Source organism: Streptomyces sp. NPDC038707 (assembly GCF_040636485.1).
Classification (GTDB): domain Bacteria; phylum Actinomycetota; class Actinomycetes; order Streptomycetales; family Streptomycetaceae; genus Streptomyces.
Map to the genome: position 1 here is coordinate 93,776 of NZ_JBEZUP010000015.1, position 25,341 is coordinate 119,116.

At 72.5% G+C, this 25,341-nt stretch carries 22 protein-coding genes and 2 pseudogenes; 20 read left to right on the forward strand and 4 right to left on the reverse strand.

From position 1 onward, the window contains the following. Positions 1 to 4 precede the first annotated feature (4 nt). From AB0E62_RS21755 to AB0E62_RS21795, 9 genes are all read left to right on the forward strand, one after another. A complete protein-coding gene (locus AB0E62_RS21755) occupies positions 5 to 340 on the forward strand; it encodes a hypothetical protein (RefSeq protein ID WP_362196029.1) in 336 nt (111 codons plus the stop codon). Next, positions 337 to 729, forward strand: a complete 393-nt coding sequence (locus tag AB0E62_RS21760; protein WP_362196032.1) for a GPW/gp25 family protein — start codon at positions 337 to 339, stop codon at positions 727 to 729. Before AB0E62_RS21755 ends, AB0E62_RS21760 begins: the two co-directional genes overlap by 4 nt. Next, positions 726 to 3,830 (forward strand): putative baseplate assembly protein, encoded by a 3,105-nt coding sequence (locus AB0E62_RS21765; RefSeq protein ID WP_362196035.1) that lies wholly within the window; start codon positions 726 to 728, stop codon positions 3,828 to 3,830. Before AB0E62_RS21760 ends, AB0E62_RS21765 begins: the two co-directional genes overlap by 4 nt. Beyond that, positions 3,827 to 7,600, forward strand: a complete 3,774-nt coding sequence (locus tag AB0E62_RS21770; protein ID WP_362196038.1) for a putative baseplate assembly protein — start codon at positions 3,827 to 3,829, stop codon at positions 7,598 to 7,600. The genes AB0E62_RS21765 and AB0E62_RS21770 overlap by 4 nt, the downstream gene beginning before the upstream one ends. Further along, the gene (locus tag AB0E62_RS21775) at positions 7,600 to 9,759 is read left to right on the forward strand and encodes a hypothetical protein (protein WP_362196041.1); all 2,160 of its coding nucleotides are present in this window, start codon (positions 7,600 to 7,602) and stop codon (positions 9,757 to 9,759) included. Before AB0E62_RS21770 ends, AB0E62_RS21775 begins: the two co-directional genes overlap by 1 nt. A gap of 54 nt (positions 9,760 to 9,813) precedes the next feature. Next, positions 9,814 to 11,361, forward strand: coding sequence for a DUF6519 domain-containing protein (locus AB0E62_RS21780; RefSeq protein ID WP_362196044.1), 1,548 nt, complete (start codon positions 9,814 to 9,816; stop codon positions 11,359 to 11,361). Beyond that, positions 11,361 to 12,248: a peptidoglycan-binding protein gene (locus AB0E62_RS21785; RefSeq protein WP_362196047.1), complete on the forward strand. Its 888-nt coding sequence runs from the start codon at positions 11,361 to 11,363 to the stop codon at positions 12,246 to 12,248. The genes AB0E62_RS21780 and AB0E62_RS21785 overlap by 1 nt, the downstream gene beginning before the upstream one ends. Positions 12,249 to 12,443: 195 nt before the next feature. Beyond that, positions 12,444 to 13,592: an SGNH/GDSL hydrolase family protein gene (locus AB0E62_RS21790; RefSeq protein WP_362196050.1), complete on the forward strand. Its 1,149-nt coding sequence runs from the start codon at positions 12,444 to 12,446 to the stop codon at positions 13,590 to 13,592. 416 nt (positions 13,593 to 14,008) lie between these two features. Continuing rightward, positions 14,009 to 15,433, forward strand: a complete 1,425-nt coding sequence (locus AB0E62_RS21795) for a non-reducing end alpha-L-arabinofuranosidase family hydrolase (protein WP_362196053.1) — start codon at positions 14,009 to 14,011, stop codon at positions 15,431 to 15,433. Here the strand turns inward: AB0E62_RS21795 and AB0E62_RS21800 are convergent. Beyond that, positions 15,417 to 15,830: a GMC family oxidoreductase gene (locus AB0E62_RS21800; RefSeq protein ID WP_362196056.1), complete on the reverse strand. Its 414-nt coding sequence runs from the start codon at positions 15,828 to 15,830 to the stop codon at positions 15,417 to 15,419. The genes AB0E62_RS21795 and AB0E62_RS21800 overlap by 17 nt on opposite strands. On the opposite strand from AB0E62_RS21800, the gene AB0E62_RS21805 reads away from it, so the two are divergent. The 6 genes and pseudogenes from AB0E62_RS21805 (at position 15,784) to AB0E62_RS21830 (ending at position 20,066) form a co-directional block, all read left to right on the forward strand. After that, on the forward strand, positions 15,784 to 16,251 hold the full coding sequence (locus AB0E62_RS21805; protein WP_362196059.1) for an MFS transporter: 468 nt from the start codon (positions 15,784 to 15,786) through the stop codon (positions 16,249 to 16,251). The genes AB0E62_RS21800 and AB0E62_RS21805 overlap by 47 nt on opposite strands. Positions 16,252 to 16,306: 55 nt before the next feature. Then, positions 16,307 to 16,585: pseudogene (locus tag AB0E62_RS21810) on the forward strand (DUF6379 domain-containing protein); the annotation flags it as partial. A 334-nt stretch (positions 16,586 to 16,919) separates the two neighbouring features. Next, a complete protein-coding gene (locus AB0E62_RS21815; protein WP_362196062.1) occupies positions 16,920 to 17,411 on the forward strand; it encodes a TIM barrel protein in 492 nt (163 codons plus the stop codon). A 209-nt stretch (positions 17,412 to 17,620) separates the two neighbouring features. Then, positions 17,621 to 18,424, forward strand: coding sequence for an alpha/beta hydrolase (locus AB0E62_RS21820; RefSeq protein WP_362196065.1), 804 nt, complete (start codon positions 17,621 to 17,623; stop codon positions 18,422 to 18,424). Next, on the forward strand, positions 18,424 to 19,716 hold the full coding sequence (locus tag AB0E62_RS21825; RefSeq protein WP_362196068.1) for a SpoIIE family protein phosphatase: 1,293 nt from the start codon (positions 18,424 to 18,426) through the stop codon (positions 19,714 to 19,716). The genes AB0E62_RS21820 and AB0E62_RS21825 overlap by 1 nt, the downstream gene beginning before the upstream one ends. Next, the gene (locus AB0E62_RS21830; RefSeq protein WP_362196071.1) at positions 19,713 to 20,066 is read left to right on the forward strand and encodes an STAS domain-containing protein; all 354 of its coding nucleotides are present in this window, start codon (positions 19,713 to 19,715) and stop codon (positions 20,064 to 20,066) included. Before AB0E62_RS21825 ends, AB0E62_RS21830 begins: the two co-directional genes overlap by 4 nt. Before the next feature lie 90 nt (positions 20,067 to 20,156). Here the strand turns inward: AB0E62_RS21830 and AB0E62_RS21835 are convergent, their stop codons facing one another. Both AB0E62_RS21835 and AB0E62_RS21840 read right to left on the reverse strand, forming a co-directional pair. After that, entirely contained in the window at positions 20,157 to 20,330 is a 174-nt protein-coding gene (locus AB0E62_RS21835; RefSeq protein ID WP_069751537.1) for a CsbD family protein, read from the reverse strand. A 78-nt stretch (positions 20,331 to 20,408) separates the two neighbouring features. Beyond that, complete coding sequence (locus AB0E62_RS21840) at positions 20,409 to 20,840, reverse strand: ATP-binding protein (RefSeq protein ID WP_362196073.1); 432 nt, start codon at positions 20,838 to 20,840, stop codon at positions 20,409 to 20,411. Between the two features lie 480 nt (positions 20,841 to 21,320). Here AB0E62_RS21840 and AB0E62_RS21845 point away from each other — a divergent pair, with 480 nt between their 5' ends. Both AB0E62_RS21845 and AB0E62_RS21850 read left to right on the forward strand, forming a co-directional pair. Beyond that, complete coding sequence (locus AB0E62_RS21845) at positions 21,321 to 21,773, forward strand: ATP-binding protein (protein ID WP_362196290.1); 453 nt, start codon at positions 21,321 to 21,323, stop codon at positions 21,771 to 21,773. 148 nt (positions 21,774 to 21,921) lie between these two features. After that, complete coding sequence (locus AB0E62_RS21850; protein WP_362196075.1) at positions 21,922 to 22,647, forward strand: transposase; 726 nt, start codon at positions 21,922 to 21,924, stop codon at positions 22,645 to 22,647. A 572-nt stretch (positions 22,648 to 23,219) separates the two neighbouring features. On the opposite strand, the gene AB0E62_RS21855 is transcribed toward AB0E62_RS21850, so the two are convergent. Continuing rightward, positions 23,220 to 23,795, reverse strand: a complete 576-nt coding sequence (locus AB0E62_RS21855; RefSeq protein WP_362196077.1) for a YrhB domain-containing protein — start codon at positions 23,793 to 23,795, stop codon at positions 23,220 to 23,222. Between the two features lie 118 nt (positions 23,796 to 23,913). On the opposite strand from AB0E62_RS21855, the gene AB0E62_RS21860 reads away from it, so the two are divergent. From AB0E62_RS21860 to AB0E62_RS21870, 3 genes and pseudogenes are all read left to right on the forward strand, one after another. After that, positions 23,914 to 24,273, forward strand: coding sequence for a hypothetical protein (locus tag AB0E62_RS21860; RefSeq protein WP_362196079.1), 360 nt, complete (start codon positions 23,914 to 23,916; stop codon positions 24,271 to 24,273). 42 nt (positions 24,274 to 24,315) lie between these two features. Further along, a pseudogene (locus AB0E62_RS21865) lies at positions 24,316 to 24,501 on the forward strand (NucA/NucB deoxyribonuclease domain-containing protein); the annotation flags it as partial. A gap of 114 nt (positions 24,502 to 24,615) precedes the next feature. Then, positions 24,616 to 25,047, forward strand: coding sequence for a hypothetical protein (locus tag AB0E62_RS21870; RefSeq protein WP_362196082.1), 432 nt, complete (start codon positions 24,616 to 24,618; stop codon positions 25,045 to 25,047). Positions 25,048 to 25,341 lie beyond the last annotated feature (294 nt).

The window sequence follows — 25,341 nt, forward strand, 5'->3', positions numbered from 1 at the left end:
ACAGTTGTCCGGGAGTCTGCTCCACGCGGGCGCCGTGATCGGCTGCCCGCACGGCGGCCGAGCCGCACCCGCCACCGCACCCTCCGGCGGCGTCCGCGTCGACGGCGCCGCCGCGGCCACGACCGCCCACGCCTACATCGTCACCGGCTGCCCGCACACCGTGGACGAGGTGCCCTCGCCGTGCGTGTCCGTCCGCTGGACCGCCGCCGACACCGGCGTCACGGTCGACGGCGCGCCCGTGCTGCTCGACACCTGTGCCGCCCAGTGCCTCAGCGCGGCCCTCGTCCCGCAGGGGCCGCCCGTCGTCCAGGCCGCGCAGCGAAAGGTCACCGTCCGATGAGACCGCCCAGCCGACACCCCCGACCGCGCAGCGACATCGCGTTCCCCTTCCACGCCGACCACCGCGGCCGCACCGCGCACGCCCGCCCCGCCGAACACGTCCACGACCTCATCGAACAGCTCCTGTTCACCAGCCCCGGCGAACGCGTCATGCGCCCCGACTTCGGCTGCGGACTGCTCGACCTGGTCTTCGCGCCGGCCGGCCCCGAACTGCTCAGCACCCACGAACTCTCCGTCCAGGCCGCCCTCCAGCGCTGGCTGGGCGATCTGATCGAGGTGGTGTCCCTCGACCTCGCCGGCGACGACGACACCGTACGCGTCCGGCTGTCCTACCTGGTCCGCGCCACGGGCGCCGTCCACGAGGACCTCTTCGAAGGGAGGGCGGCATGAGCGCGGGAGCCACCCGGCGGGCCAAGGTGCGCGCCGCCGACCTCAACGGGATCGACGCCGTCGAGGTGAGCGACGACGGGCTGCTGCTCACCGTCACCTTCCTGGGCAAGGCGCCGGCCGCCCTCGGCCCCGAGAACGTCCGCATCGACGGCGGCCGGCGCGTCACCGGCCTCACCGCCGTGGACGTCAGCGTGGAACGCGAGGAGGACCCCGAGCTGGACGACCGGCTCCACGTCACCCTCGACCGGGCCGGCGACACCTCCCGCTACCGGCTGTCGCTGGTCGAGGCCGACCACTGCGGCAGACCGGGCACCGAGCCGTACCACGGCTTCGACCAGCGGTACGCCGGCGCGGAGTTCGCGTTCTGGCCCGACTGCCCGAGCCCCTTCGACTGCGCGGACGACGACGAGGGGAGCCCCGCCCTCCCGGCCGCGCCCGTGATCGACTACACGGCCCGCGACTACGACACCCTCCGCAAGCTCCTGCTCGACCGGCTCGCGCTGACCACCCCCGACTGGGCCGAGCGCAACCCGGCCGACCTGGGCACGACCCTGGTGGAACTGCTCGCCTGCACCGGTGACCAGATCAGCTACCAGCAGGACGCCGTCGCCACCGAGGCCTACCTCGACACCGCCCGCCGCCGCGTCTCCGTACGCCGGCACGTCCGGCTCATCGACTACGCGATGCACGACGGCTGCAACGCCCGCGCCTACGTGACCGTCCAGACCGCCGCCGACCGCACCCTGGCGCCCGGCAGCTACCGCTTCGCCTCGGTCGACGTACGCACCCTCGACCCGCACGACCGACCCGAACCCGGCACGGTCATCGACGAGACTGACCTCGGCGACCTCGACGAGCGCGGCCGCGTGGAGGTCTTCGAACCCGTCGTCCGCACCGAGCCGCTGGAACTGCGGGTCGCGCACAACGCGATCCGGCTGTGGACCTGGGACGGCGAGGTGTGCGCCCTGCCCGTGGGAACCACCGCCGCCACCCTGCGCGACGAGTGGGCCGATCCCGAGACCCGCCGGGGCCGCAGGCTCGCGCTGAAACCCGGCGACGTGCTGATCCTGGAGGAGGTCAAAGGCCCGCGCACCGGCACCCCGGGCGACGCGGACCCCGCCCACCGGCAGGCCGTCCGCCTCACCTCCGTCACCCCCGGCCTGGACCACGTCGAGCACCAGCCCGTGCTGGAGGTCACCTGGGCCGCCGAGGACGCCCTGCGCCACCCGTTCCGCCTCACCACCCGGGGCGGCGGCGACTGCCTGCCCGTCGAGGACGTCACCCTCGCCCGTGGCAACACCGTCCTGGTGGACCACGGCCGCTCCGGCACCGCCGGGACGCTCACCGTGCCCCCGGCCCCGGCCGTCGCGGCGCCCTGCGGCCCGCCCGGCAGCGGATGCGAGGCGCACACCGGGGGCAACGCACCGGCGCGGCTCATCGCCTCGCTGACGGAGCGCGCCGACAGCGGCCGGGCGCTGCGCCCGGACGACGTCCGCGAACTCTTCGGCAGCGTGGGGGAGCGGGCCGTCCTGCGCGCCGGGATCGGTCTGGAACGGGCCGGCCAACGGCATGAACACGTGGTGCCCGGCACGGTGCACGCGCAGGCCGCGGCGCTGCGGACGCTGCTCGCCCAGAGCATCCACCCCGGCATCCGGCCGCGCTTTTGCCCCGTCCTCGGCCACGCTCCCGTCACCCAGGCCGCGCCGTTCCCCGACCCGGCGACGGTCGCCGCCGCACAGGCCGAGCGGATCGCCGCGATCCCGGACCGGGTCCGGCAACGACTGGTCGAGCTGTGGCGCAGCGCCCGCGACCGCGACGGACTCGCCGAGGGCGAGATCGCCGAACTCGCCGTGATCTTCGGCCTGAAGCTGCTGGAACGGCTGGAACTGCGCCGGCACCCCGTCCGCGCCCTGCGCGAACTGCTGCACCGCGGCCCCGAGCTGCTCGCCCCCAAGCAGCGGCGCATCGCCGTCCTCACCGCCCGGGCCCGCGCCGGCACCGTCCTCGACGCCTCCATCGCCTGGGAGATCGCGCACAGTTGGGGCCCGGCCCACGCCGCCGGACTCCACCCAGACGAGCCGGTGCTGCGCGGCCCGGCGAGCGCCGCGCTCAGCCAGGACCCGCGCCGCGCCCTGCCCGCCGTACGCCTCACCGACGGCGAGGCGGTGTGGGAGCCACGCCGTGACCTGCTCGACAGCGCACCCCGCGACCGGCACTTCGTCGGCGAACCGGAGGACGACGGACGGCTCGCCCTGCGCTTCGGGGACGGACGGCACGGCGCCGCCCCGGCCCCAGGAGCACGCCTGACGGTGCGCTACCGCGTCGGCGGCGGCAGCGCGGGCAACGTGGGCGCGGAGGCGATCAGCCACCTCGTCGTGGCCGGGGGCGATCCCGGCGAGCCGGTACCCGCCGCCACCGTCCGCAACCCGCTGCCGGCCACCGGCGGCACGGAGCCCGAACCCCTGGAACTGGTGCGCCAGTTGGCCCCTCTGGAGCTGCGGCGCACCCGGCTGCGCGCCGTCACCGCCGCCGACTACGCGGCGCTCGCCTCCGCCGTGCCCGGCGTCCAGCGGGCCGCCGCCGACCTCCGCTGGACCGGCAGCGCCCAGGAGGCCCACATCGCCGTCGACGCGTACGGCGGTCCCCCGTCGCAGCGCCTGCTCGACACGGTGGCCCAGACCCTGGAGAGGTACCGGCGCATCGGTCACGACCTGGTGGTCGGCCCCGCCCGGCCGGTGCCGGTGGACATCGCGCTGCGGGTGTGCGCCCTGCCCGGGCACCAGCACGGGCGGATCCTCGCCGACCTGTACCGCGTCCTCGGCCGCGGCCGGCTGCCCGGCGGCCGGCTCGGCTTCTTCCACCCCGACGCCCTGACCTTCGGCGAACCCGTACGGCTCAGCCGTCTGGTCGCCGCCGCCGCGGCCGTCCCCGGTGTCGAGGACGTCGAAGTCACCCGGCTGCGGCGGCTGTTCGCACCGGACCGGGGAGAGAGGGCGGACGGCGTGCTGCGGCTCGGCCCGTTGGAGATCGCCACCTGCGACAACGACCCCGACCGGCCCGAACAGGGGCGGCTGGAGATCACCCTGGGAGGCACCCGATGAACCGGCCCTGCTCCTGCGGCGGCGCGTGCGGCGGCCACGACGAGCGCCTCGCCCCCGCATCCCTCCACAACCCGCCCGGCCACACCGCCCTCCACTACCGCGTCGGCGAGTACGGCAGCTTCCTCGCCGCCCTCCTCGACCGGCTCGCCTCACCCGCGTACCCGGCCCTCGCCCGGCTCACCGTACGCACCCCCGACGACCCGGCCGTAGGGCTCCTCGACGCCGCCGCCGTCCTTGCCGACCTGCTCACCTTCCACTCCGAGCGGATCGCCGACGAGGCCTTTCTCCGCACGGCACGCGAACACCGCTCCCTGGTCCTGCTGGGGCGGCTCGTCGGGCACCGGCCGCGCCCCGGAGTGGCCGCCACCACCCACCTGGCGTACACCCTGGAACGCGACCCGCGCGCCGAGACCCTGCCGGTGGCGATCCCGCGCGGGGCCCGCAGCCACAGCGTGCCCGCCTCCGCCGACGAGCAGCCGCAGACCTTCGAGACCTCCCAGGACCTCACCGCCCGCTGGGACTGGAACGAACTGACGGTGCGGCGCCGCCGGCCCGCCCTGATCACCCCCGAGGACCTCGCCCGCCGCTCCGAACTGTTCGTCGAGGGCACCGAGACCTCCCTGCGGACCGGCGACCGGCTTCTCTTCGTCTTCGGGGAACGGGCAGGCGGACTGAGGAAGCTGATCCCGGTCGCGGGCGTCCGCACCGACCGCGAGGAAGAGATCACCGCGCTCACCCTGCCCCAGTCGGCCCCGCCCACGCTCAGGGAACTGGTGGCCGAGGTACGGCGCTGGACCGCCGAGCCGGCCGCCCCCGGCGAACCCGGTGACGAGCCGCCGACCCCCGAAGTCCCCGGCCCGCGCCCGGTCAGCCGTCTGATCGAGGACTTCGACGACCAGGTCCTCGCCCCCCTGCGCACCGACCTGGACACCATCGACACCCCGGAGAAGCTCGCCGCCCGCCTCGGCGAGCCGGTGGCCCGCCTGCGCGAGGCCCAGGTCCTGGCGGAGCCGTACGAGCAGGTCGCGGCGTGGTTCGAACAACTGGAGGCCGTCCTCACGGAACTGGCCGCACGAGCGCTGGCACTGGCGCCCGCCCAGCCCGCCGTCACCGCCGCGGGCAGTCCCGCCGCCCAGGGCGACGGCACCCAGCGAGCGTGGACGGGCGCCCCCGACCCCACCCGGCCCGACCCCCGCGAAGCCGCCCTCCGCGCCCTGGACACCGTCCTCCCCGCCCTGCGCACCGCCGCCCCCGCGCCCCGGCGAGAAGCACGCACCCGCCGCCCCGGCAGCGACACCGCCCGCCTGCTGACCGCCCTCGACCCGGGCCTGGCCGGCCTCTACCCGGCCTGGCGCACCGCCACCGCCCCGGCCACCGGCCCACTGCTGCGCGCCCTCCTCGCGATGCGCGTCACGGCCGCCCCCTTCGGTGCGCACGCCCCCCTCAAACCGGTCCAGGACGCCCGCGGCCGGGTCATCCGCACCGCCGACTGGCCCCTGACCGGCGCCGCCCTGGTGAGCATGCGCGTGGTGCACGACCCCGCGGGCAGGACGCCGGTCCGCGCCGAGTTCCAGTACGCCGAGGGCAGCACCTCGGACCAGCGCGCCGAGAACCTGCCCGCCGTCCAGCCCGTCACCTTCGCCCTGGGACCCGGCCGGGTCGACCTGTCCACCCGGGCCGCCCGTGACCACGAGCCGGCGCGTCCGGCCGCCGACGGGGAACCCGGCGTCACCGCCCGCCTCCACGCCGGCCTGCCCGAGGGCAGCCTGTTCGTGTCCCGGCCCGAGGACGACGGCACCGTACACATCGCCCTGACCGACGGCACCACCGAGCGGTTCTCCCTCGAGCCCGGCGACAGCAGGCAGTTCCCCCACGGCGAGTACCAGGTGAGCGTCGCCTACACGGTCGGCAGCACCGAACCGAACGTCGAGATCGTCATCGCGAGCAGGCCCGCTCCCCTCAACCGCCGCGTCCTGCGACTGGACAGCGTCCAGGACGCCGTCACCGTCGGCAGCTGGGTGGCGATCGAGCGCCCGGGCAAGGGCACACATGTCCCCGGCGACGCCGCACTCGCCCTGGTCACCACCCAGGTGGTGGCGGTCCGCACCACCGCGTACGCCGCCTACGGCATCACCGGCCGAGGCACCGAACTCACCCTGGCGGACGCCTGGCTGGACGAGTTCGACGTGCTGCTCTCCCACATCCGCGACACCACCGTGCACGCGGCGGGCGAACCGCTGCGCCCGGCCGACGAACCGCTCGGCGAGGACGTGCACGGCAACGAGATCGAACTCGCCGAGCTGTACGACGGACTGCGCCCCGGCCGCACCCTCGTCGTGAGCGGTGAGCGCACCGACGTACCCGGCGCACGCGGGGTCACCGCAGCCGAGGTCGTCACCCTCGCCGCCGCAGACCCGGCAGTCGACCCGGGGCTCCCCGGTGACCACGTCCACACCCGCCTCACCCTGACCACGAACCTGGCCCACCGCTACCGCCGGGCGAGCGTGCGCGTCCTCGGCAACGTCGTCGAGGCCACCCACGGCGAGAGCCGCGAGGAGGCCATCGGCAGCGGCGACTCCGACCGCGTCAACCAGACCTTCGCCCTCTGGCAGTCCCCGCTGACCTGGCTCGCCGCCGGCAACCCCCTCGGCGCCGCCCCGGTCCTGGAGATCCGCGTGGACGGCCTGCTCTGGCACGAGACCGACAGCCTCGCCGGGCGCGGCCCCGCCGAGCGCGTCCACCTCACCGGCACCACCGCCGACGGCCGCACCACCGTGACCTTCGGCGACGGCGTCCACGGCGCCCGGCTGCCCAGCGGACACGAGAACGTCCGCGCCCGCTACCGCTTCGGCACCGGCAAGGCCGCCGACGTCCCCGCCGAGCGGATCACCCAACCGCTCACCCGTCCGCTCGGCGTCACCGCGGTCACCAACCCGCTCCCCGCCACCGGCGGTTCGGACCCGGACGGGCCGGGTCTGACCCGGCGTACGATCCCGCTCGCCGTCCTGGCCCTGGACCGGCTGGTCTCACCGGCCGACTACGCGGACTTCGCCCGCTCCCGTGCCGGCATCGGCCGGGCCGCCGCCCGCGAACTCTTCGACGGACGGCGGCGCGTGCTCCATGTGACGGTCGCCGGCACCGACGACGTGCCCCTCACCGACGACAACCTCCGGCCGCTGCGCGCCGCCCTGACCGAGTACGGCGATCCCAACCTGCCGGTCCGGGTGGACGCCCGCGAACTCGTCCTGCTGCTGGTCGCCGCCAAGGTGAAGCTCGCCCCGGACCACGCTTGGGAGACCGTCGAACCCCGGTTGCGCCAGGCGCTGCTGCTCCGTCTCGGCTACGAGGGACGGGAACTCGGCCGGCCCGCCCGCCTCTCCGAGGTGCTCGCCACCGCCCACACCGTGCCCGGCGTCGACCACGTGGACGTGGACGTCTTCACGGGCGTGCCCGCCTCCGCCACCCCGGACCGGCTCACCGCCCTGCTCGCCGGCCCCGGCACCCCGCGGCAGTCGGTCCCCGCGCATCCGGCGGCCTACGACGAGCAGACCTACACGGTCCGCGACCCCGGCGGCGAGACCCTGTCCTCGGTCTGCGCCCGCCACGGCATCCCGCTCGGCCGGCTGCTGCGCCTCAACCCCGGCATCACCGACACCCGGCGCCTGGCCAAGGGCCGGACGGTGGTCGTCTTCCGCGGCATCCGCCCGGCCCAGCTCGCCATGCTGCCGGCGCGGGCCGCGGACACCCTGATCCTGACGGAGGTCAAGTGATGTCCCCCGACACCGAAGCGCGCACGCCGGACGGCCGGCACCCCGACGGACTCGCCGAACTGCTGCCCCGTTGGCACCGATGGCGCGACGCCGAGGAGGGCGAACCGCTGCGGGCCCTGCTCGCGGTGATCGGCGAGCAGCTGGACCGGGTCCGCGACGGCGTGCGACAGGGTTACGAGGACCTGTTCGTGGAGACCGCCGCACCGTGGGTGCTGCCCTACCTCGGCGACCTCGTCGGCTACCGCACCCTCCCCGGGTACGAGCGGGTTCTCACCACCGGCCTGCACGGTGGTGGCCGCGCGGCGCTCGCCGAGGCCGTCGCCCCCCGCCGGGACGTGGCCGCCACGGTCGCCCAACGCCGCCGCAAGGGCACCCTGCACCTGCTGGAGGAACTCTCCGACCGCGTCGCCGACTGGCCCGCCCGCGCCGTCGAACTGTCCCGCCACCTGGCCCGCACCCAGCCGGTCCGGCTCCACGGCACCGGCCGGCGCACCGAGCACGGCCGGCTGCTCGACCTCAGGGACGGCTCGGCGCTCGCCGCCGCGGGCGGCCCCTTCGACACCGCGTCCCGCACCGTGGACGTACGCCGTGCCGACTCGGCGAGGACGCAGGGGGGCCGGACGCCGGCCGGTGTCGGGCTTTTCGTCTGGCGGCTCGAGCCGCACGCCCTCACCGCCTCCCCGGCCTACTGCGTCGACCGCGCCCGCAACCTCTACACCTTCTCCCTCCTCGGCAACGACACCCCGCTGCTCACCCGCCCGGTGCCCGAACCCTCGCCCGCGCACCTCGCCGCCGTGGACAACGTGCCCGCGTTCATCACCCGCCGGCTGCTGCACGACCGGCTCGCCGACTACTACGGCCCCGGAAAGAGCCTGTGCATCCGGCGCGACGGCGACGACCGGCCCGTCCCCCTCGAGGACATCGTCGTCGCCGACCTGTCCGACTGGCGCTACCGGCCCGGCCGCGGGCAGATCGCCGTCGACCCGGAACGGGGCCGGATCGCGTTCGGCGCCCGCCGCGCCCCCCGCCAGGGCGTCTGGGTCGACTACCACCACGCCTTCGCCGCCGACATGGGCGGCGGCCAGTACGAGCGCCCCGACCGCGCCCCCCGCCCCGACGCCGACCTCTACCGGGTCGGCCCCGGCGGGCCCTACCGGCGGATCATGGACGCCTACCGGGCCTGGCAGGACCGCCGCCGCCCCGGGCGGACCGGCATCATCGAGATCACCCACAGCGGCGCCTACCAGGAGCAGCTGGACCTCGACCTCGACCCCGGCGACCGCCTCGAACTGCGCGCCGCCGAGGGCACCCGGCCGGTGATCCGGCTCCTCGACTGGTACAGCAACCGCCCCGACGCCCTCAACATCCGCGCCGCGGACGCCGACTGCGCCCCGCACGAGCGGCCGCGCATCGTCCTGGACGGACTCCTCGTCGCCGGGCGCGGCCTCAACGTCACCGGTGCCGTCGGCGCCGTCGTCGTCCGGCACTGCACCCTCGTACCCGGCTGGTCGCTGGAGCCCGAGTGCGCGCCGCACTCACCCGACGAACCCAGCATCGTCCTCGAACGCACCACCGCCTGCCTCCGGATCGAACACAGCATCCTCGGCACCATCGAGGTCATCGGCGACGAAGTGAGCGAGGACCCCCTCGACATCCACCTGCGCGACAGCGTCCTGGACGCCACCGGCGACGACCGCACGGCCCTGTCCGCCCCCGACTGCCGCCACGCACACGCCGTGCTGCACCTGCACCGCACCACCGTCATCGGGGAAGTGCGCACCCACGCCGTGGAGTTCGCCGAGAACTCCCTCTTCACCGGCCGGCTGCACGTGGCCCGGCGCGGCACCGGCTGCCTGCGCCACTGCTATGTGCCGCCCGGCTCGCGCACCCCGCGCCGCCACCGCTGCCAGCCCGACCTCGCCGGCACCGAACGGGCCGGGTCGGTACGGCCGTTGTTCACCTCCACACGGTACGGAACGCCCTGGTACGGCCAGTTGGCCGACCGGGGCCCCGAACAGATCCGGCGCGGCGCCGACGACGGCGGCGAACTCGGCGCGTTCCACGACCTGTACCGCCCCCAGCGGGAGGACGCGCTCAGGGCACGGCTCGCCGAGTACACACCCGCCATCGCGGACGCCGGGATCTTCTTCGTGACGTGAGCGGCGCCGCCGTACGACCCACCCGCAGACTTCCGAACCAGGGGGACCCCCTTCATGCACGCCGATCTCTCCCGCGCCACCTTCCGCCCTGAACGGCACTACTCCGCGGTCCTCGCCCAGCAGGGCCGGGTCCAGCTGGACGCCGACCTCAACGAACAGACCGCGATCCAGCTCCACCAGGCCCGCACCCTCGCCGCCGACCTCATCGGCCGGCACGGCGGGCCCGCCGGCGCCTGCGGCTTCCGCATCGAGTACGTGGGCGGCAGGCACGACATCGACACCCTGTACATCCACGGCGGCCGCTACTACGTCGACGGCATCCTGTGCGACGCCGTCCGCCCCGCGCCCGGTGTCCCCGTACCGGACGAGGACACCGAAGACCAGCAGCCCGCCGGGACGGAGACCTGCTGGGACTACTGGAACCAGCCCGACGCCTTCCGTGACCCGGAGCGGCCCGGTGACCGGCTGCCCTCGCCCGCCCGGTCGCCCTTCGTCGTCTACCTCCAGGTGTGGGAGCGGGCGGTCCCGGCGGCCGAGGACCCGGCGCTGCGCGAGGTCGCCCTCGGCGCGGCGCTGCCGGACACCGCCGTCCGCGCCAAGGTCGTCTGGCAGGTGCTGCCGCTGCCCCTGACCGCGCTGGACATCGAAGGTGCCGAACCGTCCCCGAAAGCCGTCCGCGACGCCTTCGAGAAGTGGGCCGAGACCCGGACGGCGCCCTCCGCCCGGCTCGCCGCCCGCAGCGAACGGCCCGACCACGCCGACGACGACCCCTGCCTGGTCCGCCCCGACGCCCGCTACCGGGGCCCGGAGAACCAGCTGTACCGGGTGGAGATCCATACGGGCGGCGAGGCGGCCGACGCCACCTTCAAGTGGTCCCGGGAGAACGGCTCGGTCGTCTTCCCGGTCGACGAACTCGACGGCACCTGGGTGCAGTTGGCGACCCTGGGCCTCGACTCCAAACTGGCCCTGGAGGTCGGCGACCACGTCGAGTTCACCGATACCGCCTACGCCTCCCGGCTTCAGGCGCTGCCCCTGCTGCGGGTCGAGGAACTGGACCTGCCCGGCCGCCGCGTCCGCCTGTCCGCCGAGCCGGACCCGCGTGTCGGACGCCTGCCGCACCTGCACCCGTTCCTGCGCCGCTGGGACCACCGCGAAGGACCCCGGCGCAAGGGCCGCGCGCCCTCCCTGAAGGGCGGCGCCGTACCGCTCACCGAGGGGCAGTGGCTGCCGCTCGAGGACGGCGTCGAGGTCTACTTCGCCGAGAACGGCGCGTACCGCACCGGCGACCACTGGCTGATCCCCGCCCGCACCGCCACCGGAGGCGTCGAGTGGGACACGGACGCCGCCCGCCGCCCGCTGCTGAAGGCCCCGGCGGGCATCGACCGGCACCTCGCCCCGCTGGCCCTGGTCACCGGCGAGGGCAGCACCGCCGATCTGCGCCGGGCCTTCGGCGCGCTCGCCGCGGACGTCCCCGCCGCCGACCAGGCGGCCCTGGACGCCGAGGCCCGCGCCGCGCACGAGGAACGCACCGCCGAAGCCGGCCCCTCCCGGGGCCGCTCCCGGACCACGGCGGCGGGGGCCGCCGCGGAAGGAGACGAGTGATGGCACAGCCGATGAGCGCGTCCAAGCTGCTGCAAGTCCTGCGCGCGGAGGGCCTGACGGTCCACGAGGTGCGCGACTGGCGCCACCACAACCGCAACACCAAGGGGCCCTGGGGCCCGGTGAACGGCGTCATGATCCACCACACCGTCACCTCGGGCACCCGGAACTCCGTGAACATCTGCTACGACGGCTACCCCGGCCTGCCCGGACCCCTGTGCCACGGGGTCATCGACAAGGAGGGCCACGTCCACCTCGTCGGCAACGGCCGCGCCAACCACGCAGGTCTCGGCGACAGCGACGTCCTGCGGGCGGTGGTCGACGAGACGGGACTGCCGCGGGACAACCAGGCCGACGTCGACGGCAACCGGCACTTCTACGGCTTCGAGTGCGTCAACCTCGGCGATGGCAAGGACCCCTGGCCCGAGGTGCAGAAGGAGGCCATCGAGAAGGTGTCCGCCGCGATCTGCCGGCACCACGGATGGTCGGAGCGCTCCGTCATCGGCCACAAGGAGTGGCAGCCCGGCAAGCAGGACCCGCGGGGCTTCACCATGGACGCCATGCGGGCGCGCATAGCCGACCGGCTCGCCGGCAAGGGCGGCAAGGAGCCGGGCGGCCCCAAGCCCGGAACCGAGCCCGAGTACGTGCCCTTCCCCGGCGCCGGCTTCTTCCGCACCGGGCAGAAGTCCCACGTGATCACCGCCATGGGCCGCCGCCTCGTCGCCGAGGGCTGCGGCCACTACGGGAAGGGCCCCGGCCCCGAGTGGACCGACGCCGACCGCACGTCCTACGCGGCCTGGCAGCGGAAACTCGGCTACCGCGGCAAGGACGCGGACGGGGTGCCCGGCCGGGCCAGCTGGGACCGACTGAAGGTCCCGTCGGACGACTGACCGGCCCGTGCGGCGCGGGCGCCGGCCGGCCCGGCGCCCGCGCCGCACACGAAGGCCGTGAGGGCGTCTTTCCGGCCGCCCCACCGGTGTCTTTCGTGCCCGTCGTCACCGGCCACTCCCCGTGCCGCTCCGGCAGGGCCATGATGGGAGCGCTCCCGCACTCTCGTACGCGCTCCGACACCGGAAGGACCGCTCATGCGTACCGCTCCCCCTGTCTCCCGGCGGACCCTGCTCACGGCCGCCGCGGCGAGCGTCACCGCGGCCGTCGCCGCCGCGGCGGCCGCCCCCGCCGAGGCGTCGGCCGCCCGCCGCGCCCTGCCGTCCGCCGGCTTCGCCGGGTTCCGGACGGTGGGCCGGGTCAAGGAGGCGGCCGACGGCTGGGTGCAGTACACCTGGCCCGGCATCGTCTTCGAAGGCCGGTTCCGCGGCACCGGCGTCGGCATCGTGCTCGACGACTCCGCCAACGACTACGACGTCCAGATCGACGGAACGACCGTCGCCACCCTGGTGACGCCCGGGCGCACCACGTCCTGGGTCAGGGATCTCGCCGACACCGAGCACACCGTGCGGCTCGTCAAGCGGACGGAGAGCGCGTGGGCCGCCGGCCGCTTCGGCGGGTTCACCGCCGCCCGGGGAGGAAAGGTGCTCGCCGCCCCCGCGGCGCGGAGCAGGCAGATCGAGTTCATCGGCGACTCCTTCACCGCCGGGTACGGCAACGCCTCGGGTACGCGGGACTGTTCGGCGAACGGGGGAGTCGACCGGAACAGCAACGCGAACCTCGCCTTCGGTCCCCTCACCGCCCGGAAGCTCGACGCCGACTACCAGCAGAACGCGTTCTCCGGCCGCGGCATGGTCCGCAACTACAACGGCGGTGACCCCGGCACCGACTACCGCACCTACTACGACCGGGCCCTGCTGAACGTCGCCGGCGACGTCTGGCGGAAGCCGCGCGGCTGGCGGCCGCAGGTCGTGGTCATCGGCCTGGGCATCAACGACTTCTCGACCCCGCTCCGCCCGGGCGAGCCGTGGGCCACGCAGAGCGAGCTGATCACCGCCTACGCGAGCGCCTACCACGGCTTCCTCGACACACTGCGGGCGCGCTACGGAAGCAGGACGTTCCTGGTGGTCAGTGCCACCCCGGTGGCCGGCAGCGCTTTCGCCGACACCGCCCGGGCCGTCGTGAGGGAGCGCAACGCCCGGGGGGACGGCCGGGTCGGCTACTGGTACTACGACGATCCCGGCCTGGACCGGCTCGGCTGCGACTGGCACCCCTCGCTGCACGACCACCGGATCATCTCCGGCCTGCTCGACCGGCACCTCGCCACCCTGCCGCTCGACTGGTGACGGGGCGGACGGTCCGGGCCGCGCGGGCCCCGGACCGTCCGCCGAATCTTGCGCTCGCCACGCGAGGCAACGCGCGGCCGACCCCCTTCCGGCAGGCGGCACGACAGGGGCGTGACGTGCGGCGACAGCGCATGCGCACTGCGAAACATTTCGCTGTCAGAAGCGACATCTGCGAGAGGTATTGACGACGTTCAACCGTTCCTTATGATTCAGCATGCTCGACATTCCGAGCGACGTTCGATATCACGAACCTGAGAGCCGTTTCCATCACACAGAGGGCGGTCGCCGGGCCCCGCGTCTCCCGCTCGGCGAAAGGTGAGCCGGGAGCCTGTCGCGTGGATATGTCATGTCCTCCTCAATTCACGCGCCGCGCGCGAGGTGAACCGGAGCCGCCCAGGAAAGGTTGGGAAGTCCCCATGTACGGAAGAAGTTCCACCCGCGGGCATACGCCCGCGGTCCTCGGCGCCCTGGTCGCGGCCCTGGCCGCGCTGGCGGCGTTGCTCGTGGCCACGCCGGCGCAGGCGGCTGCCAGCGGCGCCTTGCGAGGCGTCGGTTCCAACCGCTGTCTCGACGTGCCGGGCGCCAGCCAGACCGACGGCACGTCCCTGCAGCTCTACGACTGCTGGGGCGGGACCAACCAGCAGTGGACGCTGACGGACGGCAACCAGCTGACCGTGTACGGCAACAAGTGCCTGGACGTCCCGGGGCACGCCACCACGGCCGGCACCCGGGTGCAGATCTGGACCTGCTCCGGCGGTGCGAACCAGCAGTGGCGGGTGAACGCGGACGGCACGGTCGTCGGCACGGAGTCCGGGCTGTGCCTGGAGGCCGCCGGCGCCGGTACGGCCAACGGCACGGCGGTGCAGATCGGGACGTGCAACGGCGGCAGCAACCAGAAGTGGACCGGGCTGACCGGGACGCCGCCGACGGACGGCTCGTGTGCTCTCCCGTCGACGTACCGCTGGTCGTCCACGGGCGCCCTGGCGCAGCCGGCGAACGGATGGGCCGCGCTGAAGGACTTCACCAACGTGACGTACAACGGCAAGCACCTGGTCTACGCGTCGAACGTCTCGGGATCGTCGTACGGCTCGATGGCGTTCAGTCCCTTCACGAACTGGTCGGACATGGCGTCGGCCGGCCAGACCGGCATGAGCCAGTCCGCGGTGGCGCCCACGCTGTTCTACTTCGCGCCCAAGAAGATCTGGGTGCTGGCCTACCAGTGGGGTGCCTGGCCGTTCATCTACCGCACCTCCAGCGACCCCACCAACCCCAACGGCTGGTCCGCCCCGCAGCCGCTGTTCACCGGCAGCATCTCGGGCTCCGGCACCGGTCCGATCGACCAGACCCTGATCGCCGACGACCAGAACATGTACCTGTTCTTCGCCGGTGACAACGGCAAGATCTACCGGGCGAGCATGCCGATCGGGAACTTCCCGGGCAACTTCGGCTCGTCGTACACGACGGTCATGAGCGACACGACGGCCAACCTGTTCGAGGCACCGCAGGTCTACAAGGTCAAGGGCCAGAACCAGTACCTCATGATCGTCGAGGCGATGGGGGCGAACGGGCGCTACTTCCGCTCCTTCACGGCCTCCAGCCTGAGCGGCTCGTGGACCCCGCAGGCCGCCAGCGAGAGCAACCCCTTCGCGGGCAAGGCCAACAGCGGTGCCGGCTGGACCAACGACATCAGCCACGGCGACCTGGTCCGCGACAACCCGGACCAGACCATGACCATCGACCCCTGCAACCTGCAGTTGCTCTACCAGGGCAAGTCCCCCAGCGCCAGCGGCCCCTACGACCAGCTGCCGTGGCGCCCGGGTGTCCTCACCCTGCAGCGCTGACCCTGCTTTGCCCGGCCGTGCGCTCCAGGTGGTCCAGGAGCGCACGGGCGCCCCGGACGGCGAGGGCGACGGACGTCAGCGTGGGGTTGCAGGCGGTGGCGGTCGGGATGACGTTGTTGCCGGCGACCCACAGTCCGCGGGTGTTCCACACACGGCTGTGACTGTCGCAGACGCTGGTGCCGTCATCGGCCGGGCCCATGCGGGTGGTGCCCTGGTAGTGCAGTGAGCTGCCCGCGGGCAGCAGGAGAGGGCTGTCGCCGAGGGGGATGCCGATCGCGGCTGCCGCCTCGGCGACGGCCTTCTTGGCCTGTTCGATGGTGGCCAGGTCGCGGTCGCTGTAGCGGTAGTGGATGCGCGGGGCGGGCAGCCCGCAGGCATCGGGCTCGCGCGCCGGCAAGCGCCGCGGCATCAACACCGGCCTCGCCGTCACCGCGGCCCTGTACGTCCTCCTCTTCTTCCTGGACGGACAGCCGGCGGTGTTCCTCGCCGTCTTCCTGTTCGCCAACCTGATCGGCGGCTTCGGCTTCGTCGCGGCCCCGGCGCTCGTCTCGGACACCATCGACCACCACGAGACCCTCACCGGACGCCGCGACGAGGGCCTGCTGTACGCCGGCTACAGCTTCGCCACCAAGGTGGGCACGGCCCTCGGCGGCTCCCTCTTCGCCTGGGCCCTGGCCTGGGGCGGATACCACGCCGACCACGTCTCCGCGCGGGCGAGCCAGGCCATCGAGTGGGCCTTCATCGGGCTTCCCGCGGCGCTCTGCCTGGCACAGGCCGCCTGCATGGCCCTCTACGGCCTGGAAGACCGCACGGCCTGACCCCGCGGCCGCACCCACCACCCCTCCTCACCGCACCCAGTCACGAAGGACGACCATGCTCGAACGGCCGATCATCCAGCAGCGCGGATTCCGCAACGCGACCGACGGCACCGGTGTCACGGGCTTCCAGCTCCTCCTGCGCAACCCCAACTACCGAGGGGTCGCCGGCAGCCTCGTCGACGGCGCCGACGTGATCGTCGACGGACACCCGTTCCCGCGAGAAGCGCAGCGCTGGACACTCCAGGGCCGCACTTTCACCCTCGGCGAACTGCGCGCTTCCAGGGACGTACGCTGGCAGCTCGACGAGACCGCCACGCTCACCGTCGACCACCCGGGCGGCCTGTCCGCGGGCGTCCACCGGATCGAGGTCGCGGTCCACCTGCGCCGGCCCTACATCCCCGAGGTCGCCGGACCCTCCGTCTTCCGCGCCGCCACCGACGCCACGATCGTGCCCGGCCAGGACGGCACCACCCACGGGCTGCGCCACGGGGTCTCGCTCTACAGCTACTCGGGCGACCTGTACGCGACCGCGACCTCACCGCCGAGGAGGGCCGCGCACAGCTGGAGCGCGATCTGCGCCTGGCCAAGCTGCTCGGCTCACCTCGATCCGGCCCAAGTTCGGCGTCGTCACCCCGGAACTCGACCCGCACCCCCTCTGGCAGCCCGCCGTGGAGCGGGTCCTCGGCCTCGCGGCGGACCTCGACATCGTCATCTGCCCCGAGATCCACAGCCCCACCCCGATCAAGCACCCGGTCACCCAGGCGTACCTCGACTTCATCGACCGGACCGGCAGCGACCACTTCAAGCTGCTCATCGACACCGGCATCTTCCAGACCGCCCCGGTCGACGACGGCCACGAGGGCTTCGAGGGCAAGAAGCGCCCCGCGTTCCTGGAACCCCTGGCCGTCCCCATGTCCGACCTCGCCGACGTGCTGCCGCACGTGCACTTCATCCAGGCGAAGTTCTTCGAGATCGACGATGACCTCCACGACCTGCACATCCCGTGGCACGACATCATCACCACCCTGCGCACGGCAGGCTGGCAGGGCTGGCTCTCCAGCGAGTACGAGGGACGGCGCGAGCCCTGCCGAGGCCGCGACCAGGTCCGCCGCCAGCACGCACTGCTCCGCTCGCTGAACGGGAGCGCCGCCCTGGCATGACGACGCCGGGCGGGCCGAGGGCGTGACGGGCGCCGGTGACGGGGCCTGCCGCCCGCCTCCGGGCGGGGCGGTCCGGCCGCTCCCACCGCCCACCGCGGTCTCCCGCCGGATCCCGCGAGGCGCCGGTCCGCCGGGGCCGCGAGCCGTGTGCGGAGGCGGGACCAGGGGCCGGACCGGACCACCGGGAGCGGCCTGAGAGACTGGCGGGTATGGACATCGCCCGCAGGAACAACGTGACCGTCACCGGCAATCCGCAGGGGCGGGCGGTGGTACTGGCACACGGGTTCGGCTGCGATCAGAACATGTGGCGGCTGACCCTGCCTGCCTTGGCCGAGGACTACCGGGTGGTGCTGTTCGACTACGTCGGTTCGGGCCGCTCGGACGCGACCGCGTTCTCGGAGGAACGTTACGCCTCCCTGACCGGTTACGCCCAGGACGTGGTCGAGGTGTGCGAGACCCTCGATCTGCGCGACGCCGTGTTCGTGGGCCACTCCGTCAGCGCGATGATCGGCGTGCTGGCGGCCGCCCTGGTGCCCGAGCGGATCGGGGCGCACGTCATGGTCGCCCCGTCGCCGCGCTACATCGACGACGAGGGCTACCACGGCGGTTTCAGTGCCGATGACATCGACGAGCTGCTGGCGTCCCTCGATGCGAACTATCTGGGCTGGTCGGCGGCGATGGCCCCGGTCATCATGGGCAACGCGGACCGGCCGGAACTGGGCGAGGAACTGAAGAACAGCTTCTGCGCCACCGATCCCGACATGGCGCGCGTCTTCGCCCGGGCCACGTTCCTGTCGGACTCGAGGGACGACCTGAAGAGCGTGCGGGTGCCGACTCTCGTGCTGGAATGTACCCAGGACGTGATCGCTCCCCGGGAGGTGGGCGCCTTCGTCCACCGGGCGATCCCCGGCTCGACGCTGGTCACGCTGGACGCGACCGGGCACTGCCCGCATCTGTCCGCGCCCGAGGCCACCAACCAGGCGATCATGGAGTTCCTGGCGGCCCTGCGATGATGTGCCGCACCGGGCAGCAGCCCGAGCCGCACGAGACCGGCGACGACGTATCCGCCGGCGACGCCGCGTTCGCCGCGCTGCTCGAGGACAGCGCCGAGGAACTGTACGAGAACGCACCGTGCGGGTACCTGTCGACGCTGATGGACGGCACCATCGCGAAGATCAACACCACGCTGCTGAACTGGCTCGGTGCCGAGCGGGAGGCGGTGGTGGGCCGGAAGCGGTTCACCGACCTGCTGACCGTGGGCGGCAAGCTGTACCACGAGACGCACTTCGCGCCGCTGCTGCGGATGCAGGGCGAGATCAGCGGCATCGCGCTGGAGCTCAAACAGACCGGCGCCGGCCGGATGCCGGTGCTGGTCTCCTCCGTGATCAAGCACGGCGACACCGGCGAGCCCCTGCTGATCCGCACCACCGTCTTCGACGCCCGGGACCGCCGCGCCTACGAAGAAGAACTGCTGCGCCGCCGGCAAGCGGCCGAAGAGGCACGCAGACAGGCCGAGGCCGATCGCGCCCGGTTGCAGGACGCCCTCGCCGTGCTCCAGCAGTCGCTGCTGCCGGACACCCTCCCGGAGGTACCCGGGTTGGAGACGGCCTCCTACTACCACACCGCCCATCCCGACCGGCTCGGCGGCGACTTCTACGACGTCTTCCGCATCGACGGCAAACGTCATGGCTTCTTCCTCGGCGATGTGTGCGGCAAAGGCCCCCAGGCCGCCGCGCTCACCTCACTCACCCGCTACACCCTGCGCGCCGCCGCCCTGCACGACCCCGACCCCGTCTCCGTGCTGACCACCCTCAACCAGGTGCTCCACGAGAGGTACACGGGCAGCGGCGACCCGCGCTACTGCACCGCCGTCTTCGGCACCCTCGAGCCCGACCCCGAGAGGGGGCGGGTCGCCGTCCATCTGGCCTCCGGCGGTCACCCCCCGGTGATCGCCGTGCGGGCCGACGGCACCGCCGGCTTCCTGCCCACCCCCGGTGGCCTCCTCGTCGGCATCCTGCCCTCCGCGCGTTTCACCACCGCCACGACCGTGCTCGGTCCCGGCGACCTGCTCCTGCTCTACACCGACGGCATCACCGAGGCCCGCACCGGCGCGGACCGCACCAGCCTGTACGGTGACGAGGCCCTGCTCGCCTGCGTCGCCGAGCAGGCCGGTCAGCCGCCGCCCGCCGTGATCCAGGCCCTGGCCGGTGTGCTGCGCGGCTTCGGTGACGGCCTCGACGACGACACCGCACTGCTCGCCCTCGGCGTCCCAGCCCCCGATTCCCAGACGAGAAGCATCAGATGAGCCCACTGAAGATCACCACTCGAGACGCTGCCACCGGTCCCGTTCTGGAGATTTTCGGCCAGCTCGACTACGATAACGCCCCGCGACTGCAGCACCTGATCGCCACCGTCGCCCTCCGGCCGGGCCAGCGTCTCGTCCTGGACCTGGCCGGCATGGAATTCTGCGACTCCAGCGGCCTCAGCTCCCTCATCGCCGCCTACAACCACGCGCAAGCCGCCCAGGCGGACGTCGCACTCGCCGCCGTGCCCGCCCCCACCCTGCGCACCCTGCGCATCGTCGGCCTCGACCAGATCTTTCCCATCTACCCCGACAGTGACGCCGTCCCCCCTGCCGAGGACGGCGTGGGCTGACCGGGCGGGACGCCGACCGCGCCGGGACACGGCGAAGGGCCTTCGCGGGGCGCGCCCGGGAAGGCCCTTCGGAGACAGCGGAGACGTGGGTCAGTGCTTGAAGGCGTCCTTGGCCTTCTCCTTGGCCTCACGGGCGTCTCCCGTGCTCTTCTCCGCCTGTCCTTCGGCGGCCATGCGGTCATTCCCGACGGCGCTTCCGGCGGCCTCCTTGGCCTTGCCCTTCGCCTGTTCGGTCTTCGCCTTGGCCTTCTCGCCGGCAGTCATGGAATGGGCCTCCTTGTTCACTCGGTGCCGTTGTCGTCGTAGCCCCCTACTGCCCCGGCTCTCCCGGTTGACGCATGCTCACCCTCCTTGCGCCGCCTCCGCCGATGGGGGCGGTTGGAAGCAGGCGGTGACGTCCTTGCCGCGGGGGCAACGGCGGACCTCCCAGTCGTCGGCGAGGGCGTCGACCAGGAGCAGCCCGCGGCCCCCGGGGGCCTCGTGATCCGTGTGACGTTGTTCGGGCAGCCTCGGTGAGGCGTCGTGCACCGTCACGTGCAGGCACTGCTCGTCCCAGGTGAGGATGAGCTGTGCGGCGCTGTGGGCGTGGACATGGGCGTTGGTGACCAGCTCCGAGACGGCCAGCACGACCGAGTCCACCAGAGCCGGCGCTGTCCGTTCCCAGCCGAGTGCGGTCATATGTGTACGCGTCCAGTCCCTGGCTTCCTTCACTCCGGCGCTGATCGGCAACGAGCGCGCCCACCCGACAGCCCTCATGGACGAATCGTCCGCCATGGTCTCTCCTTCGGCCGACCCAAGGTTTCCCGTCCCGTCTGCCCCGGTACGCGAAAGCTCAACGTGAGCCGGCGGTGATGCTCCGTAAGGCCGGTCTCCGTCCCGCCGCGAGGGCTTCCCGGAGGCCGGGGCAGCAGGGGGAACGCTGTCGGCGCCGACGATCTCCAGGGCCCGCAGGACGGAACCCTGCTCACCGGCCAGGCGCGACCAGCCGCGGGGCGGGGGCCGAGAGCACCGAGTTCCAGACCCCGCCCCCCGTTCAGAGCCCCGCTGAGAGGGCCGACGCTGGGGTGCCCGATCCCGGCCCGCGTCCTGCCCTGCGTCCTGCCCGGCATCGCACGAGGCACCGCCGCCGTGTGGCACAGCCAACATTTCTCCCGGCCCTGGCTTGTCCGGCCGGATCCCGGGTATCCGCGCCGCTGGAGACATGAGGTGACGAAGGCGGTGCGGATGGGACGGACCTTGGTGGGCGAGGACGGCATGACGGCCCACGCGGATGACGCTCTACTGAGTGCTGCGGTGACTTTGGACGGGCACGGCTCCTGCATCGCGGAGGCCCGCCACACCGCCGTCGGGTTCCTGACCCGGATGCGCTCGGAGCAGGGTGTCGCGGTGTCCCAGCGGGCTGTGGAGGTGACGCAGCTGGTGGTGAGCGAGCTGGTCACCAACGCACAGAAGTACGCCACCGGCCCGATCCTCATGGACCTGCGCATCGTCGGCGATCTGCTGGAGGTCCAGGTGTGGGACTCCGATCCGGCGCTGCCGGTGGCCCGGGCCGCCGATGTGGGCCGGGTGGGGCAGCACGGCCTGGAGATCGTCATGGCCGTGTGCCAGAGCTTCGAAGCCATGCGGGAGCCGGTCGGCAAGCGCATCACCGTCCGCCTGGCCCTGACGGATGATCCGCTGGGCGTCAGTCCCTGGAGCGGCAGGTGAGCGACCGGCGGACACGACCGGCGCTTGCCCGCAGACCACCGGAGGCGCCCGCTTCGCCGTGGCCGGACCGCAAAGCGGCGCGGACTCCGGGCCCGGACCACGCGCCGATCACCGGTCCAGACGTTCAGTCAGTTCGAGGACACTCGGGATGCACCCGCCGGTCCTTCGTAGAGCCTGCCTGACCCGTCGGCACGGTCAGCGGACCGAGTGGCCGCCCGCGACGCCGGCCGCGGCCGGTCTCGCCCTGGCCGGCCGGGCCGGCGCTCACCCGAACTCCGCGCTCGGGGGCTGCGTCGGCCGGAGCACCGTCCTGCGCTTGGTCGACGCCCTTCCCGAGCCGGAAGTGCCCGCTGCGCGTGTGGTTGGTGTTGTCGAGTACGCCACCCGCAAGGGCCGTCACTACGGCACCGTTCTCGTCGGCGTCGAGACCCGCCGCCTTGTCGACCTGCTGCCCGACTGGGAGGCATCGAGCCTGGCAGCCCGGCTCGCCGATCGGCGCGGCGTACAGGTCGTGTGCCGGGACCGGGCGCCGTTCTTCGCCGAGGGCGCTACCGCCGGTGCACCGCGGACCGTCCAGGTCGCGGACCGGTGGCATCTCTGGCACAACCTCAGCGACGCCGCCGACCGGAGGCGTCGCCCAGCACCGTCGCCGCCTTCGCCCTCTGGTCCCCACGGTCCCCGCACCCGGTCCCGAACGCGAGGCTGTTCCGGCCGTGGACTCGTCCGGTTCTCCATGGCCGCGCGGGCACCGATTCGCCGATCGGTCCCGAGCCAGGCATGCCGCCGTCCATGCACTGGTGACGGCGGGGCACAGCCGATGCTCGGTTTGGCGTCAGCTCGGGATGACCTACCGCACCGTCAAGCAGCTCGCTGACGCCGCCATGCCGGAGGAGCTGTTCACCGGTCAGTGGCGGAACAGGCCATCCGTCCTCGATGGACCACAAGCCCTGTCTGGACGACCGCTGGAGCGAGGGCTGCACCAACGCCTGGAAACTGTGGGAGGAAATCGTGCACTCGGCTACAAGGGGAACTACCAGCGCGTTCGTGCTTACCTGCACGATAGCCTGACCTCACCGCGGCCCGTGACCGACCGGCCGCCCTCGCCCTGGACCGTCGCCTGACGGATCCTCCGCCGGGCGGACACCTCGCCGAGACTGAGCGCAACTGCAGCTCAAGGGCAATCGATGCGCTGCTGCGAACTCGACGCCCTCACCGGGCACGTGCGCGCCTTCGCGACCATGTTCACCGAGCGCCTGCCCGACTGGCTCGACGCCGTCCGGCAGGACGACCTGCCCAGCCTCCACATCCTCGCCACCGGCGTCGACCGCGACCGCGATGCCGTCATCGCAGAATGCTCAAGCGCCAGATGTGCGGCCGCGCGGGCTACTCGCCGCTGCGTAAGCGAGTTCTCCTCGCTTCGTGACGACATCTGCTGCTGTCAGCACCTCAACGGTTCGCTGCTCTGCGGATGGTCACCACGGACAAGTCCGGTTCGGTAGGCGGCACAAGCTCCCTGGAGGAGACCTCTACGAGGTGCGCCGGAGCATCACCATGTTGCAAGGCGGTCACGTACTCGATGCTTTGAGCGTGGGAGAGCACTGGCACTCGTTGGCGCAAGGTGTGCATGGCATGAACCCTCCCGCGAGCGCCTGCCACCGCCCGGACCTCATCGTGCAGGTCGTCCACTGCGGTCCGCGTGGCCTGCCCCTGCGTGACCTGCCTTCGAATGCGGACTCGGTAGTCCGTCTCCCACGCGTCCGTTACCGCGGAGACGACACTGATCTGATGCAGGCTTCCGTCGACGCGGTCAACAAGGTACGGCCCATTCCCGGCCAGCACGAAGTCTGAGTTTCCGGTGCGCAGGTACTCCTCAGATGTCCAGGAAATGATCCATACCAGCTCATGCCGCTGTATATGCGACACAGCCGTGCGTATCGGTATGAGTCCAAGCGACAGCTCTCGCTGGTAGTCGCGTTCCAGCTCTTCCTCAACGATCTGAACCGCAGCATCTCGTTCAATCACTTTCGCAGCATCTCGTACTGCTCGGATGGCTACCACCAGGTTTCCGCTCGGTTCACGTCTTCGCAGACCGCAGTGGCGCACGTGGACGGTGACAGTTGGCGCTACTGACCTCCGAGCGATGGGGCACCGGACGATCACTTACGGTGACCCCGCCACAGAAGGCGTTCGTGAGGAGGCGCCAGCCTTTCAGCGTGGCCATGGCCTGCTCGCCGAGGCAGCGGTTCCTGGCGTGTGTGCTGTTGCGCCGGCGCGGCCACCGCTCGATGCGGCGGCCGCGGAAGGGTACTCGGATGGAACCACCGGCATCTTGACACGCCTTGTCGGCCCAGCACTTGAGGCCGGCGTCGCCAATCGACCGGATCGCCGCCGCTCACACGGCATGAACATCCAGGCCCTCATACGAAACCTCCGCTGCAGCACCAACCGCATCACCGCGATCGTCCAGGCCGTCCTCGTCCTTCATCACGCCTCGGCATGAGGTTGGAAAAGGCTCAAGGTATGGGGTGACCACAAGGGCACCGACCTGCAGTGCGACGAGTATCCATTCGCATCGACGAAGGAGGGGGCAACCAAGGGAGACAACCGCTTCTCGGTCCGCCTGATCGAAGGCGATGACAATGAGACCGGCGGCCGCAGGCTCGAGCAGATGTACACCCTCAACCGCGTGCTGGACGGTGACCCCTTCTACCTGAGGATCACCGACTAACAGAAAGGCAGCAGCACCATGGCGCTCCTGGCCGAATACAGCTGTAAGGCCACTCCAGGCCGTCGAGTCGTGGAGGTCTATGACGCAGACGCCTACCTCGGAGACGATGACGCTATGGCCGCTGCCCGCAGACAGGTGGTGGCCGGCAACGGCTACCACCTGTACCTGCGCAGCCTCCAGCCCGACATCGACGTCGAGGTCACCATCCGCATCTGGGACACCCCTCCCGCCCCACCCGCCGATGCCGAAGGCCACGTCCGTATCAGCCTCGAGTCCGAGACCGGCATCCTCGTCATCAACCAGGTCGGCCTCGGCCCCGCTGGGGAAATGCGGCTTCCCCGCCCCGGCGTCTACGAAGGAAACGTCTGGTGGATCAACCGTCAGGCCACCGCTGACTACTACGACACCACACTTGAGCCTGACGGGGACAGCCTCTCCGAGCAAGTGCTCCTCGATGCCTGGAACAACAGTCCCGTCACCGAACGCTACATCCTCGATCTCGCGTATACGCGCGAACCAGAACTCATTGACGATGAGGAACTCTGACCGGCGGGGCCCCTCTCGGCGGCAAGAAGACAGTAAGGGCAATAGCTGTCGCCCACCATGCCCGAGTGGCGGAAACGACCCGGTCCCGACTCAGTGCCGCGGGAAACAGGAAGCCCAGACTTTCGTCGATCAGCCGGGCGGCGGATTGCCGTGCCGTGTTCATCACTGCGTCACCTCCGTCCCGGTGGCGGCCGGGCCGCGCGGGTGGGGCGGGCGGGGCGGGTGGTCCAGGATGGCGGAGACGACGGTGCCCGGTGGGGGTTCCACGATCACGCGGACCCGTGTTGACGAGCC